This window comes from Rhodanobacter caeni (assembly GCF_039523575.1).
Lineage (GTDB): Bacteria > Pseudomonadota > Gammaproteobacteria > Xanthomonadales > Rhodanobacteraceae > Rhodanobacter > Rhodanobacter caeni.
In genome coordinates, this window is record NZ_BAAAFO010000003.1 from 453,818 (window position 1) to 466,830 (window position 13,013).

Sequence of the window (13,013 nt, forward strand, 5' to 3'; positions counted from 1 at the left end):
GTGCGGGCCACGATGGCCCGCTGCTCTACCCGGGGCCCCTGTGCGGCGGTGAGTCGGGGTCGACAGGCCGCGCAGCGGGAGTCGACATGGATGTCGGCTCCTTTTCGTCAGGGCACGATGCCCTGTCGAAAAGCCCGGCCCCGGCTCACGGACTTGCCGGGCAGGAGGCCCGGCAAGCGCCAAGCGGGGTGGCCTTCTCTTTTGGTTACTTTTCTCTTGGCCACGCAAGAGAAAAGTGACTCGAGCGCCGTAGGCGATCGAAAGCTCTTCGCTCTAAAGCCCGTGGCTTTGAAACCCGCCACCATGGATGAAGCAAGAGCATCGCGCACAGGGTGCGCTCCTACAGCGAGCGGAAGGAGTTCTCGCGATCAGAGCCAGCGCCCATAACGGCGGATGTAGATCACCTTCACCAACTGCGTCAGCACGCAATAACTCGCCAGGGTAAGCGCCAGCCACGCGAAGTACACCGGCGGCAGAGGAACCATGCCGATCTTCGCGCCCAGCGCGCTGAACGGAATCAGCATGCCGGCGACGATGATGGCGATGGTCAGGCCCAGCACCGGCGCGGCGGCCGTGCTCTGCAGGAACGGGATGCGGCGGGTGCGGATCATGTGCACGATCAGGGTCTGCGACAGCAGGCCCTCGATGAACCAGCCGGACTGGAACAGCGACTGCTGCGCCGGTGAATTCGCACCGAAGTAATGCCACATCAGCCAGAACGTGGTGAGGTCGAAGATCGAGCTGACCGGCCCCACCCACACCATGAACCGGCCGATGTCGCCGGCATCCCACTGCCGCGGCCGGCTCAGGTAATCCTCGTCCATGCGATCGAACGGGATCGACAGTTGCGAGATGTCGTAGAGCAGGTTCTGCACCAGGATCTGCAGCGGCAGCATCGGCAGGAACGGCAGGAACGCGCTGGCCACCAGCACGCTGAACACGTTGCCGAAGTTGGAGCTGGCGGTCATCTTGATGTACTTCATGATGTTGCCGAAGGTGACGCGCCCTTCCAGCACGCCCTCCTCCAGCACCATCAGGTTTTTTTCCAGCAGGATGATGTCGGCCGACTCCTTGGCGATGTCGGTGGCGGTGTCCACCGAGATACCCACGTCGGCATCGTGCAGCGCCGGCGCGTCGTTGATGCCGTCGCCGAGGAAGCCCACGGTATGGCCCAGCCGCTGCAGCGAGCGCACCACCCGCGACTTCTGCAGGGGCGACATCTTGGCGAACACGGTGACGCGCGCGACCTGCGCATCCAGCGCCGCATCGTCGAGCGCCTCCACCTCGCTGCCCTGCATCGCGTGGCGCACCTCCAGCCCCACCTCGCGGCAGATCTTGCGCGTCACCGCCTCGTTGTCGCCGGTGATCACCTTCACCGCGACGCCATGCTGATGCAGGGCGCGGATCGCGGTGGCCGCCGAATCCTTGGGCGGGTCGAGAAACGCCAGGCAACCGACCGCGGTCAGGCCGCTTTCGTCGGCCACGCCGTAGGGTCGTCCGTGGGCGCGCTGGCGCCGCATGGCCACCACCAGTACGCGCAGGCCGTCCTCGTTGAGGCGACGGGTCATGGCCTTGATCGCGCGGCGACGGGCGTCGGTCATCGGCTCGATAGCGTCGCCGGTCCGGGCGAAATCGCAGATCGCCAGCATCTCCTCGACCGCGCCCTTGCAAATCAGCAGATGGTCGCCGTCGCCTTCGGCCACCACCACCGACATGCGCCGGCGCTGGAAGTCGAACGGGATCTCGTCGACCACGCGAAAGCGCGCCGCCGCCGTTTCCAGCTCGCGGTGTTCCAGCACGGCCTTGTCCATCAGGTTGCGCAGGCCGGTCTGGAAGCGGCTGTTGAGATAGCCGTATTCCAGCGCCTCGCCCGAGGCCTCGCCATCGAGGTCGAGGTGGCGTTCGAGCACGATGCGGTCGAGCGTGAGCGTGCCGGTCTTGTCGGTGCACAACACGTCCATCGCGCCGAAGTTCTGGATCGCGTTGAGCTGCTTCACCACCACCTTGCGCCGCGACATCGCCATCGCACCGCGGGCCAGGTTGGCGGTGACGATCAGCGGCAGCATTTCCGGCGTCAGCCCCACCGCGATCGACAGCGCAAACAGGAACGCCTCGGTCCAGTCGTGCTTGTCCAGCCCGTTGATCAGGAACACCACCGGCACCATCACCGCCATGAAGCGGATCAGCAGCCAGCTGACCCCGCTCACGCCGCGGTCGAAACTGGTCTGCACGCGCTGGCCGGTCATGCTGTGCGACAGCGACCCCAGGTACGTGCGCGGGCCGGTGGCAAGCACCACCGCGACCGCCGTGCCGCTGACCACGTTGGTGCCCATGTAGCAGATCGTGGGCAGCTCCAGCGGATCACCGCCCGCCTGCTCATGGGCAATGGAGACGGGCGCGGATTTCTCCACCGGCAGCGACTCCCCGGTGAGGATGGCCTGGCTGATGAACAGGTCCTTGGCGACCAGCAGGCGCACGTCCGCGGGCACCATGTCGCCCGCGCCCAGGTGCACGATGTCGCCGGCGACCAGCTCGGCCACCGGCACCTCGATCATCTCGCTGTGGCCGTCGGACGCGCGCCGCGTGACGCTGGCGGTGTTGCGCACCATCGCCTTCAGGCTGTCGGCCGCGCGCGAGGAGCGGTACTCCTGGCTGAAGCCGAGTGCCACGCTGATCCCCACCATCACCGCGATGATCGCCGGACCGGTCAGGTCGCCGCGATCGGTGAACAGCTGCACGCCGGCCAGCACCAGCAGCACCACGATGAAAGGGTTCATGAACGCCCGCAGCAGCTGCCGCGCCCAGTGCGGCGGCTTCTCGTGCGCTACTTCGTTGGGCCCGTCGCGGTGCAGCCGGGCCCTGATCTGCGTCTCGTCGAGGCCGCCGTGCGTGCTGTCCAGGGCGTGCAACAACGCATCGGCGGGACGGAACGCCGCCGCCGCGGCAGCCGGCCTCGGCGCCTTTTTTTCCGCTCGCTGGATGGTGAAGTTGTTCATCGGATGCTGCTTTGGAGGCGGTGGAATCGCAGGCTTGGCGCGCAGTCAGATGGACGTATGGACGTCCATCCGGAAGGAACGCGAAAGAAGCCGTGGGCCGCGCGGGGGGGTCGACCAGACGCTCAGCGCCCCAATGGCGCGAAGGACGGGCCCGGCACTGGCGGTTTCGCCACTTCGGCCGCAACCGCAGCCGCGCTCGCGGCCAGCGGGGGCGGCACGGTCACCACGAAGCCGCGCTCGCGCCGGCCGGCACCGACGATCAGCCAACGCCGGGCCGCGAGACGGCGGCGGCAGAATTCACGTATGAGCTTCATCGGCCCATCTCCTCGTAACGACGCCGCGGCGTCGTCAGGGGGAGGGCCGGACTTCCCTAGCGGAAAGCGCCAACCGACCGCAGGCGATCGCTGCAGGCGTTCAATGTGACATGCGACGCCGGCATCCGAAGCAAGCGGATGTCGACGATGCGACTAGGGTAGACGTCCATAGGCCTTGATCAGTCAGGACTGGATGCCCGTCGGCGCGGGCGCGCCGGAGGGCGCGCGCATTGTTGTGCCGGGTGGTGCGGCTGTCAATGCATTTCGCGGTGGTTTCGCCGCTCCGACCAACGGTCGCCACGGATCCGTTTGCTAAGATGCGCCGCCCTCCCCATGCACCGCCACGACCACGCATCCCCCGGGAATCCCATGACGTCATCCGCACCCCGGCCGCCTGTCGCGCCGTTGCTGGTCGAAGCTCGTACCGCACTGCACCAGGGTGACCCGGTCAGGGCGAGGGAGCGTGCGCTGCAGGCGCTGCAGATGGATGCCGACCAGCCGGAAGGGCGATACATCGCCGGCATGGCCGCGTTGGCGCTGCGCCGGCTGCCCGAGGCGCTGGACCACCTGCACCGCGCGGCCAGTGCGATGCCCCGGCACGCCGCTTACGCCGTGCATTTCGCGCGGGCGCTGGCCGCGGCCCACCGCAGCGGCGATGCGCTGCAGGTGGCCAACGTCGCCTTCGGGTTGGCACCGGACGATCCCCAGCTGCTGCACAGCCTGGGCACCACGTATACGCAATGCCACGCCCACGAGCGGGCCGCGGCGGCGTTTCGCCTGGCCGCCACGCGGGCGCCGGACAACCCGGCCTGCCGCTACAGCCACGCCACCTCGCTGATCTTTTCCGGCGACATTGCCCAGGCCGAAACCGAGCTGGAAGCCTGCCTGGCATTGGCACCCGGGCATTGGCGCGCGCATGCCACGCTCTCGCGCCTGCGCCACCAGACTCGGGCGCACAACCACATCGACACGCTGCTCTCGCTGCTTGCGGACGTTGGTGACGAGCCGGTGGCCTCGATGCATGCGCATGTCGCGCTCAGCAAGGAGTACGAGGATCTGGGCGATTTCGCGAAGGCCTTCGACCATCTCGTGACCGGCAAGCGCGCGGTGAAGGCGGCCATCGGCTACAGCATCGACCGCGACCAGGCCATCGTGGATGCCCTGATCGACGCTTTCCCCGAACCGCAGCCGCCATCGGCGGGGCATCCGTCGCACGAGCCCATCTTCGTGATGGGCCTGCCGCGCACCGGCACCACCCTGGTGGAACGCATCCTCTCCAGCCACCCGGAGGTCCATGCCGCCGGCGAACTGGAAAACTTCGGGGTCGCGCTGGAGCGCCTCTCGGGCGCCAACTCGCCGGTGATGCTGAGCCCGGACGTGATCCGCCGCGCCGGCGGCATCTCGTGGGAAACCCTGGGCGAGGTCTATATCGCCAGCACCCGTCCGGCGACCGGCATGAAACCGCGCTTCGTCGACAAGCTGCCGCACAATTTTCTCTATGCCGGCTTCATTGCCCGGGCCTTGCCGAATGCCCGCATCATCTGCCTGCGGCGCCATCCGCTGGACAGCTGCCTCAGCAATTTCCGCGAGCCGTTCTCGGAGACCTCGCCCCTGCACGGCTACTCCTTCGACCTGCTCGACACCGGCCGCTATTACGTGTTGTTCGACCGCCTGATGGCGCACTGGAAACGCGTCCTGCCCGGTCGCATCCTGGAAGTGGATTACGAAACCCTGGTGACCACGCAGGAAGCCAGCACGCGCCAGTTGCTGGACCACTGCGACCTGCCGTGGAACGAGGCCTGCCTGCACTTCGAACGCAACCAGGCGCCGTCGACCACGGCCAGCTCGGTGCAGGTGCGCGCGCCCATGCACCGCGACGCCATGCGGCGCTGGACGAAGTACGAGGAACAGCTGCGCGAATTGCGCCGCCTGCTGACCGAGGCCGGGATCGATTGCGACCGGTAGTCGCCGTGAACGCGGCCGGCCGATCAGACCGTCTGCTGCAGCATCTGCCCCTGCTGCATGATGGGCTCCACCAGCCAGTGGTCGGCCAGCAGGAACGCGAACAGCGCCATCAGGTAGACGATGGAATAGCTGAACACCTTCATCGCGAAGCGCTCGTCGGGCGGGTTCAGCAGGCGCACCGCGTAATACAGGAAGGCCGCGCCCAGCACGGCCGCGCCGCCCAGGTAGATCAGCCCGCTCATGCCGGTCAACGCCGGCAGCAAGGTCACCAGCACCAGCAGCACGGTGTAGAACAGGATGTGCCAGCGCGTGTAGACCACGCCGTGGGTCACCGGCAGCATCGGCACCTGCGCGCGCGAGTAGTCGTCGCGCCGGAAGATCGCCAGCGCCCAGAAATGCGGCGGCGTCCACACGAAGATGATCAGGCACAGCTGCAGGGCATACGGATGCAGCGAGCCGGTGACCGCCGTCCAGCCCAGCACCGGCGGGATCGCGCCGGCCAAGCCACCGATCACGATGTTCTGCGGCGTGGCGCGCTTGAGAAATGCGGTGTAGATCACCGCATAGCCGATCAGGCCGGCGAAGGTCAGCACCGCGGTCAGCGTGTTGACCAGCAGCACCAGCACCACCATCGAGGCGATGCCCAGCACCATCGCGAAGACGAACACCTGGCGCGGGTTGAGGTTGCCGGTGGCCAGGGGCCGGTGCGCGGTGCGCACCATCACCTTGTCGATGCGCTGGTCGATCAGCTGGTTGAATGCCGCCGCCGACGAGGACGCCAGCCAGATGCCCAGCGTGCCGAACACCAGCGCGCGCCACGACGGCAGGCCGGGCACGGCCAGGAACATGCCGATCACCGCACAGAACACCAGCAGCGCCACGATGCGCGGCTTGGTCAGTTGCAGGTACTGGGAGAGGGACAGCTTCACGGGCAACTCGGCGACGGGCGACTGCCTAGTGTAATGCCTGGCGCAGCCACCGGCATGGCGCGCGGTGGTTCATCCGCCACGCGCCGGTACGTCGGCCGCGATCGTCACCCGGGGCTGGGTGCGCGCCAGCGTGGCCAGCAGGGCAAACAGCAGCAGCGCCGCCATGCCATTGTGCGCGGTCGCCACCGGCAGCGGCAGGCCGAAGTGCACGTTGCTGATGCCCAGCAGGACCTGGCAGACCAGGGCCACCGCGATCGCGATGCCGAACCCGCGCAGCCCCCTCGCCCAGGCCTTGAACGACAGCCAGGCCAGGTAGCAGAACACCACCAGCGCGCCCAGCCGGTGCGCGATCTGGATCGCGCTGCGCGCCGGCAGGTCCAGCACGCCGCCCTCGTAATTGACGCCAATGCCGCGCCACAGGATGAAGCCCTGCTTGAAATCCGTCGCCGGCATCCACTGGCCCAGGCACTTGGGGAACGAGCCCGGGCCGTAGCCGCAGGCCAGCGCCGCATAGTTCGCCGAGGTCCAGCCGCCCAGCGCGATCTGGCAGGCCAGCAACACCACGCCGATCACCACCAGCTTGCGCAGGCTGGCCAGGCCGTAATCCGCCGCACCCACGCCGGCAAAGCGCAGCGCCGCCCAGGCCAGCAGGCCGAACGTGGTCATGCCGCCCAGCAGATGGCTGGTCACTACCACCGGCTTCAGCAGCAGCGTCACCGTCCACATGCCCAGCATGGCCTGGAAGATGATCACCGCCAGCACCAGCACGCTGATCTTCCATGCGCCCGGCCGGTTCAGCCCCAGCGACGCGAACAGCGGCAGGGCGATGGCGCAGGCCGCCAGCGCCGACGACCACAGGTGCTCGCCGTGCATGTACATGCCCACCCCGACGGCCGCGAACACGGCGCCGGCTACCACCGCCGCCAGCGCACGGCGACGCCGCCAGCTGGCCAGCAAGGCCAGCACCAGCACCATCACGCCGAGCGTGCCGGCAAGAAAGCGGTGCACCTGTTCGCGCCAGGCCTTGTGCGCCTCGTAGGGGCGATCGGGAAAGCTGGCGTCGGCATGCGCCACGGCCTGGGCATGCTGCGGCCAGGTGACCTGGCCATAACAGGTCGGCCAGTCCGGGCACGACAGCCCGGCGTTGGACAGCCGCACGAAGGCGCCGAACATCACCAGCCCGAACGCGAACAAGGCCGCAAACGCGGCCAGCCAACGCAACCATCGCTTCATTCGCAACGACATCACTTGATCACCTTCTGCAGGTCACGCGCCAGGCCGGGGCCGTCGAAGCCGGCCGGGTAGTACGACAGCGCCGTGCCATTGGATTCCACCAGGATCACGCTGAGGCTGTCCGGCGCACTCGGGCGGAAGCTTGCCAGCTTGCCGTCCACGTCGCTGCCCACCAGCCAGAACGGCTGCATTGCCGCGCGGCGCTGAGGGTCGGCGGGCGGCGTCCCGAGATAGAGCAGGCGCAGGCGCGACTGGTTGCGGTTGAGCATCAACCGCGCCTTGGCCAGGCCGGTGAGGAGTTCGAAGCACTGCGCCGCGCAATCGGGGCCGGGCAGCGCCACCAGGGTCAGCCGCGGTTTGCTGTCGCGCCACGCGTACGGGTGACCGTCGGCCAGTTGCACGTCGAGCTTCTCCGCCACGAAATTCCGCTGCGGCACGATGGGCTCGCCATTGCCCTTGGTGCCGGGCTGCCAGCCCGCCAGCGTCAGCAGGCCGGCCACCAGCATGGGCGCGGCAAACACCAGTGCGATCAGCACCAGGTACAGGCGGCTTCGCTTGCGCGACAGAGGGGGCGAAGGGGAGCGGGTTTCAGTCATGGGTCGGGCACATTCAAGGGGAGCGGTGGCGCTTGTCGCGATTCAACACCAGCAGGATCGCCGCCGCCGCCAGCGCGAACGAAAACCACTGGAACGCATACGCGCGGTGGCGCGCGGGCGTCATCGAAAGTTCGAGCGAATGCTGGCGGATGTAGCCGGATGCGGGATCGGCATCCAGCGCCAGTACGCGCGGAAACAGCGGGCGGCCCAGGTCGGCGGCGAGTTCGGTCGGGTCGAGAAAAATGCTTTCCTTCGGCCAGCGTGTCTGCCGCGCCAGCGCATTGCCACCCATCTCGAAACCGACCGGTGGCGGCGGCACGTACAGACCCTGCAGCGTCGTTTCCGCCTTCGGCAGTGGCGGCAGCGCCGGCGTGGTGCCGCGGGTGCCGGCATGCAGGAAACCCGCATCGACCAGCAGCAGGCTGGTTTCCCCCTCGACCGCGAACGGCACGAACACCTCGACCCCGCCGCGATGATCGTGGTGCGGATTGTCCAGCAGGTAGATGCGATCGAGCAGGTAATGACCACGCACGCGCACGCGCGGAAACATGTCGGCCGGAGGCCGCATGGCGACGCCGGCAAAGTCCTGCGGCACGGCCGAAACCGATGCGGCATAGCGCCGCAGAAGGGCCTCCTTGTAGTCGGCCCGATGCAGCTGCCACACGCCCAGATACACGAACAGCGCCGCTCCGGCGGCGGTCAGCAGCAGCGCCCACCAGGGCGGACGGCGCAACCGCATCATGCGGGGCGCCCACCGGCGGCGGTTATACTGGCGATGTCGACTTCCCTCGGATCAATCACGTGGAAACCATCTACAAATATGCGCTGGTGGTGATGCTGCTGGTAGTGATTTTCAGCCTCGGCCAGGCGCTGTACTTCATGATGACCGACAAGGACGACGACAAGCGCACGGTGTGGGCGCTGACCCGGCGCATCGGCCTGTCGATCCTGCTGATCGGCATGGTCGCCTTCGGCATCTGGATGGGATGGCTGCAGCCGCACGATGTCGGCGGCTGATTGTACTGCCCCGGCGCCGCCCGCGCGCCGCGCGCGACATTCCGCGCAAGTCTCGATGCCGCATCCGCCGCTCGCACCTGCAGTACATGCCGAAGCGGCGGCCCCAAAAAAAACCCGCCGGATGGCGGGTTTTTTCGTGAGGCGGCGCTGTCGTCAGAGGATGTAGACGAACAGGAACAGGCACAGCCAGACCACGTCGACGAAATGCCAGTACCACGCCACCGCCTCGAAACCGAAGTGGTGATCCTTGTCGAAATGGCCCTTCAGCACGCGGAACCAGATCACCAGCAGCATGATCGTGCCCAGCGTCACGTGCAGGCCGTGGAAGCCGGTGAGCATGAAGAAGGTGGCACCGTAGACGCCGCTGCGCAGGGTGAGGTTCAGTTCGTTGTAGGCCTCCATGTACTCGTGGGCCTGGAAGTAAAGGAACGTGGCGCCGAGCAGCACGGTGAGGCCAAGGAAGACCAGGATCTTGCCGCGCTGACCCGCGCGCAGCGCGTGGTGGGCAATCGTGACGGTGACGCTGGAGGCGAGCAGCAGCAGGGTGTTGAGCAGCGGCAGGCCCCACGCCGGCACGGTGCGGAAGGCGCCGCCGGCCTGCTCCGGACCGCCACCGCCATTGGCGCCCCACGACGCGACGTAGTCGCTCCACAGGAACTGGTGGGTCAGCACGCCGTGGCCATGGCCGCCGAGCCAGGGCAGCGAATACATGCGCACGTAGAACAAGGCGCCGAAAAAGGCCCCGAAGAACATCACCTCGGAAAAGATGAACCACATCATGCCCATGCGGAACGAGGTGTCCACCTGGGCGTTGTAGCTGCCGGCCAGCGATTCGTTGATCACCGAACGGAACCAGCCGAAGAACATGCCGATGATGCCGATCACGCCGATGGTCAGCACGCCCTTGCCGAAGCCGGCTTCACCGGGGCCGGCGTTCAACCAGTGCGCGGCACCGAACACGGTGATGAACATGACCAGCGCGGCCACTATCGGCCACTGGCTCTTGGTCGGAACGAAATACGCGTCGTGCTGCTGACCCATGGTGAGACCCCGTGGATTTCTCTTGATGACTTTTGCCCCGTCGTGCCGCCCGGGGAACTGCATGCCGGTCACGAACCGACCGGTTGAAAGGAAAACTTGTACAACCGCAACCGCTACTTCATCAGCAGGATCTGCACGAACGACAGCGCGAAAAACACCAGCACGATGACGAGAAGTATCTTCACGGTGCGCTTTACACCCTTGCGGCTGGCGTCGTCGTCCTGTTGATGATCGGTCATGTTCGTCGGCTCCCTGCACCCTTGCCGCCGCCAGGCGCAAGGGTGCGCAGGCATCAGTCGTTCACGTGGCCGTGCGCCAGCTCGTCGTCATGGATCACCGGCGGCAACTCGAAGGTGTGGTACGGCGCCGGCGACGGCACGGTCCACTCCAGCCCCTTGGCGCCTTCCCACACGCGGTCGGTGGCCTTCTTCTTCGAGAAGAACGCGCAATGGATCAGCACGCCGATGAAGATCAGCTGCGAGGCGCCGAACAGGAAGCCGCCGATCGAGCTGATCATGTTGAAGTTGGCGAACGCCACGTTGTAGTCGGGGATGCGGCGCGGCATGCCCGCCAGGCCCAGGAAGTGCTGCGGGAAGAACAGCACGTTGACGAACACCACGGAGCACCAGAAGTGCACCTTGCCCCAGAACTCGCTGTACATGTTGCCGGTCCACTTCGGCATCCAGTAGTACGCGGCGGCAATGATCGCGAACAGCGCGCCGGTCACCAGCACGTAGTGGAAGTGCGCCACGATGAAGTAGGTGTCGTGATACTGGAAGTCGGCCGGTACCAGGGCCATCATCAGGCCGGAGAAGCCGCCGATGGTGAACAGGATGATGAAGGCGATCGAGAACAGCATCGGCGTCTCGAACGTCATCGAACCGCCCCACATGGTAGCGACCCAGTTGAACACCTTCACGCCGGTCGGCACCGAGATCAGCATGGTGGCGTACATGAAGAAGATTTCGGCGCCCAGCGGCAGGCCCACCGCGAACATGTGGTGCGCCCACACGATGAACGACAGGAACGCGATGCAGGCGATCGCGAACACCATCGCCTTGTAGCCGAAGATGGGCTTGCGGGCGAAGGTCGGCACGATCTCCGAGATGATCCCGAATGCCGGCAGGATCATGATGTAGACCTCGGGATGACCGAAGAACCAGAAGATGTGCTGGTACAGCACCGGGTCGCCGCCGCCGCCCGGGTTGAAGAAGTTGGTGCCGAAATACTTGTCGGTGAGCAGCATCGTCACCGCGCCAGCCAGCGCCGGCATCACGGCGATCAGCAGGAAGGCGGTGATCAGCCAGCTCCACACGAACACCGGCATCTTCATCAGGTCCATGCCGGGCGCGCGCATGTTGAGGATGGTGGCGATGATGTTGATCGCGCCCATGATCGAGCTGATGCCCATCAGGTGGATGGCGAACACCACGTAGGCCAGCGAATTGCTCTGCAGCGACAGCGGCGGATACATCGTCCAGCCGCCGGCCGGGCCACCGCCGGGCAGGAACAGGGTGGACAGCATCAGCAGGAACGCGAACGGCAGGATCCAGAACGAGAGGTTGTTCATGCGCGGCAGCGCCATGTCCGGCGCGCCCACCATCAACGGGATCATCCAGTTACCCAGGCCCACGAAGGCCGGCATGATCGCGCCGAAGATCATCACCAGCGCGTGCATGGTGGTCAGCTCGTTGAAGAAGTACGGCTGCATCAGCTGCAGGCCGGGCTTGAACAGCTCGGCACGGATCAGCATGGCGAAGCTGCCGCCGATGAAGAACATCACCAGCGCGAAGATCAGGTACAGCGTGCCGATGTCCTTGTGGTTGGTGGACATGCACCAACGCTGGAAGAAACTTTTCGGCGCGCCGTGGTGATCGTCGTGCTGATCATGGGTGGCTGCGTAGGACATGGCCGTGCACCTCTAACCTGAAATATTGAATGCGACTGCGAAACTGCCTGGGCGAAAAGAACGTGGGCGATCAGCCCTGCCCGCCAGCGGGTACCGGCGCGGGTGCGGCCGCCTGCGCGGTCTGCGGCGCCGCTGCCGGCGCGCCGGAAGCGGCTTCCTGCCCGGCCAGCCAGGTGGCGAAATCCGCCTTGGACTTGACCACCACCACGATCGGCATGAAGCCGTGGTCCTGGCCGCAGAGCTCGGCACACTGGCCGCGGTAGGTGCCCGGCGTGGTGAAGTTGGCCCACGCCGAGTTGACGATGCCGGGGATCGCGTCGATCTTCCAGCCGGTTGCCGGCACCCACCAGGAGTGGATCACGTCGCCACTGGTGATGACGAAACGGATCTTGGTGTCGGCCGGCACCACCAGCGGCTTGTCGACGTTGAGCAGGTAGGTGTTCTCGTCACCGACCTTGACCGCGTAGGGGTCCATGCCCGAGTCGAGCTGGCGGGTGTCGTCGCTCTGCTGGTCCAGCTTGGACATGAAGCCGACCTTGTTGACCGGCTTGCCCAGGTAGTCGACGTAGTCGTAGCGCCATTTCCACTGGTAGCCGGTGACCTTGACCGTCATCTGCGAACCGGTGGTGTCGGCCCACGAGGTGACGCCGGCGGTGGCCAGCCAGGCCAGCGTGATCAGGATCAGCACCGGGATGGTGGTCCAGATGACCTCGACCATGGTGTTGTGCGACCACTTCTCGGCCACCGCGCCGCGCGATTTGCGGAAACGGAACATGGCGATGAACATCGCGCTGAACACCAGCAGGCCGATCACCGTGCACACGGCCAGCGAGATGTTGTTCAAGTGGTACGGCACCGGCGACCAGGTGCTCGCGCCGCGCGTGAGGTTCAACTGCCAGGAGTGCGGATTGGCCTGGGCGGCGCCACCGAACAACGCGAGCGCGCCAATGGTCAGCGTGGTGAATGCCCGCCTGATGCCGTGATGCCGGATGCTGCCAGATGTCATGTCTTGC

Annotated in this window: 12 protein-coding genes; 2 read left to right on the forward strand and 10 right to left on the reverse strand. The window is 66.5% G+C overall.

Annotated features, from left to right (window positions below; genetic code table 11):
• Positions 1-368: 368 nt before the first annotated feature.
• Together mgtA and ABD017_RS10640 are read right to left on the reverse strand one after the other, a co-directional pair.
• The gene (mgtA, locus tag ABD017_RS10635) at positions 369-2,996 is read right to left on the reverse strand and encodes a magnesium-translocating P-type ATPase (protein WP_343882731.1); all 2,628 of its coding nucleotides are present in this window, start codon (positions 2,994-2,996) and stop codon (positions 369-371) included.
• A 122-nt stretch (positions 2,997-3,118) separates the two neighbouring features.
• On the reverse strand, positions 3,119-3,310 hold the full coding sequence (locus ABD017_RS10640) for a hypothetical protein (RefSeq protein WP_343882732.1): 192 nt from the start codon (positions 3,308-3,310) through the stop codon (positions 3,119-3,121).
• A 369-nt stretch (positions 3,311-3,679) separates the two neighbouring features.
• Here ABD017_RS10640 and ABD017_RS10645 point away from each other — a divergent pair, with 369 nt between their 5' ends.
• Positions 3,680-5,275: a tetratricopeptide repeat-containing sulfotransferase family protein gene (locus ABD017_RS10645; protein WP_343882733.1), complete on the forward strand. Its 1,596-nt coding sequence runs from the start codon at positions 3,680-3,682 to the stop codon at positions 5,273-5,275.
• 23 nt (positions 5,276-5,298) lie between these two features.
• On the opposite strand, the gene cyoE is transcribed toward ABD017_RS10645, so the two are convergent.
• The 4 genes from cyoE to ABD017_RS10665 all read right to left on the reverse strand — a co-directional run bounded on the left by cyoE (position 5,299) and on the right by ABD017_RS10665 (position 8,775).
• Positions 5,299-6,210 carry a heme o synthase gene (cyoE, locus tag ABD017_RS10650; RefSeq protein ID WP_425543716.1) on the reverse strand — a complete coding sequence of 304 codons (912 nt, stop codon included), beginning with the start codon at positions 6,208-6,210 and terminating at the stop codon, positions 5,299-5,301.
• Between the two features lie 63 nt (positions 6,211-6,273).
• The gene (locus ABD017_RS10655; RefSeq protein ID WP_343882735.1) at positions 6,274-7,449 is read right to left on the reverse strand and encodes a COX15/CtaA family protein; all 1,176 of its coding nucleotides are present in this window, start codon (positions 7,447-7,449) and stop codon (positions 6,274-6,276) included.
• A complete protein-coding gene (locus ABD017_RS10660) occupies positions 7,449-8,033 on the reverse strand; it encodes a hypothetical protein (protein WP_343882736.1) in 585 nt (194 codons plus the stop codon). The genes ABD017_RS10655 and ABD017_RS10660 overlap by 1 nt, the downstream gene beginning before the upstream one ends.
• Positions 8,034-8,046: 13 nt before the next feature.
• The gene (locus ABD017_RS10665) at positions 8,047-8,775 is read right to left on the reverse strand and encodes an SURF1 family protein (RefSeq protein WP_343882737.1); all 729 of its coding nucleotides are present in this window, start codon (positions 8,773-8,775) and stop codon (positions 8,047-8,049) included.
• 59 nt (positions 8,776-8,834) lie between these two features.
• On the opposite strand from ABD017_RS10665, the gene ABD017_RS10670 reads away from it, so the two are divergent.
• On the forward strand, positions 8,835-9,050 hold the full coding sequence (locus tag ABD017_RS10670; protein WP_343882738.1) for a twin transmembrane helix small protein: 216 nt from the start codon (positions 8,835-8,837) through the stop codon (positions 9,048-9,050).
• A gap of 153 nt (positions 9,051-9,203) precedes the next feature.
• Here ABD017_RS10670 and ABD017_RS10675 read toward each other — a convergent pair whose 3' ends face one another.
• The 4 genes from ABD017_RS10675 to coxB all read right to left on the reverse strand — a co-directional run bounded on the left by ABD017_RS10675 (position 9,204) and on the right by coxB (position 13,006).
• Positions 9,204-10,091, reverse strand: coding sequence for a cytochrome c oxidase subunit 3 (locus ABD017_RS10675; protein WP_343882739.1), 888 nt, complete (start codon positions 10,089-10,091; stop codon positions 9,204-9,206).
• A gap of 113 nt (positions 10,092-10,204) precedes the next feature.
• Complete coding sequence (locus tag ABD017_RS10680) at positions 10,205-10,330, reverse strand: hypothetical protein (protein WP_343882740.1); 126 nt, start codon at positions 10,328-10,330, stop codon at positions 10,205-10,207.
• 53 nt (positions 10,331-10,383) lie between these two features.
• Positions 10,384-12,000, reverse strand: a complete 1,617-nt coding sequence (ctaD, locus tag ABD017_RS10685) for a cytochrome c oxidase subunit I (protein ID WP_343882741.1) — start codon at positions 11,998-12,000, stop codon at positions 10,384-10,386.
• Between the two features lie 70 nt (positions 12,001-12,070).
• The gene (coxB, locus tag ABD017_RS10690; RefSeq protein WP_343882742.1) at positions 12,071-13,006 is read right to left on the reverse strand and encodes a cytochrome c oxidase subunit II; all 936 of its coding nucleotides are present in this window, start codon (positions 13,004-13,006) and stop codon (positions 12,071-12,073) included.
• Between the last annotated feature and the right edge of the window lie 7 nt (positions 13,007-13,013).

Coding starts and splice junctions, on each gene's coding strand:
- ctaD (WP_343882741.1), bottom strand. CDS start 12,000: ATGTCCTACGCAGCCACCCATGATCAGCACGACGATCACCACGGCGCG.
- coxB (WP_343882742.1), bottom strand. CDS start 13,006: ATGACATCTGGCAGCATCCGGCATCACGGCATCAGGCGGGCATTCACC.
- ABD017_RS10665 (WP_343882737.1), bottom strand. CDS start 8,775: ATGATGCGGTTGCGCCGTCCGCCCTGGTGGGCGCTGCTGCTGACCGCC.
- ABD017_RS10680 (WP_343882740.1), bottom strand. CDS start 10,330: ATGACCGATCATCAACAGGACGACGACGCCAGCCGCAAGGGTGTAAAG.
- mgtA (WP_343882731.1), bottom strand. CDS start 2,996: ATGAACAACTTCACCATCCAGCGAGCGGAAAAAAAGGCGCCGAGGCCG.
- ABD017_RS10660 (WP_343882736.1), bottom strand. CDS start 8,033: ATGACTGAAACCCGCTCCCCTTCGCCCCCTCTGTCGCGCAAGCGAAGC.
- ABD017_RS10640 (WP_343882732.1), bottom strand. CDS start 3,310: ATGAAGCTCATACGTGAATTCTGCCGCCGCCGTCTCGCGGCCCGGCGT.
- ABD017_RS10675 (WP_343882739.1), bottom strand. CDS start 10,091: ATGGGTCAGCAGCACGACGCGTATTTCGTTCCGACCAAGAGCCAGTGG.
- ABD017_RS10645 (WP_343882733.1), top strand. CDS start 3,680: ATGACGTCATCCGCACCCCGGCCGCCTGTCGCGCCGTTGCTGGTCGAA.
- ABD017_RS10655 (WP_343882735.1), bottom strand. CDS start 7,449: ATGTCGTTGCGAATGAAGCGATGGTTGCGTTGGCTGGCCGCGTTTGCG.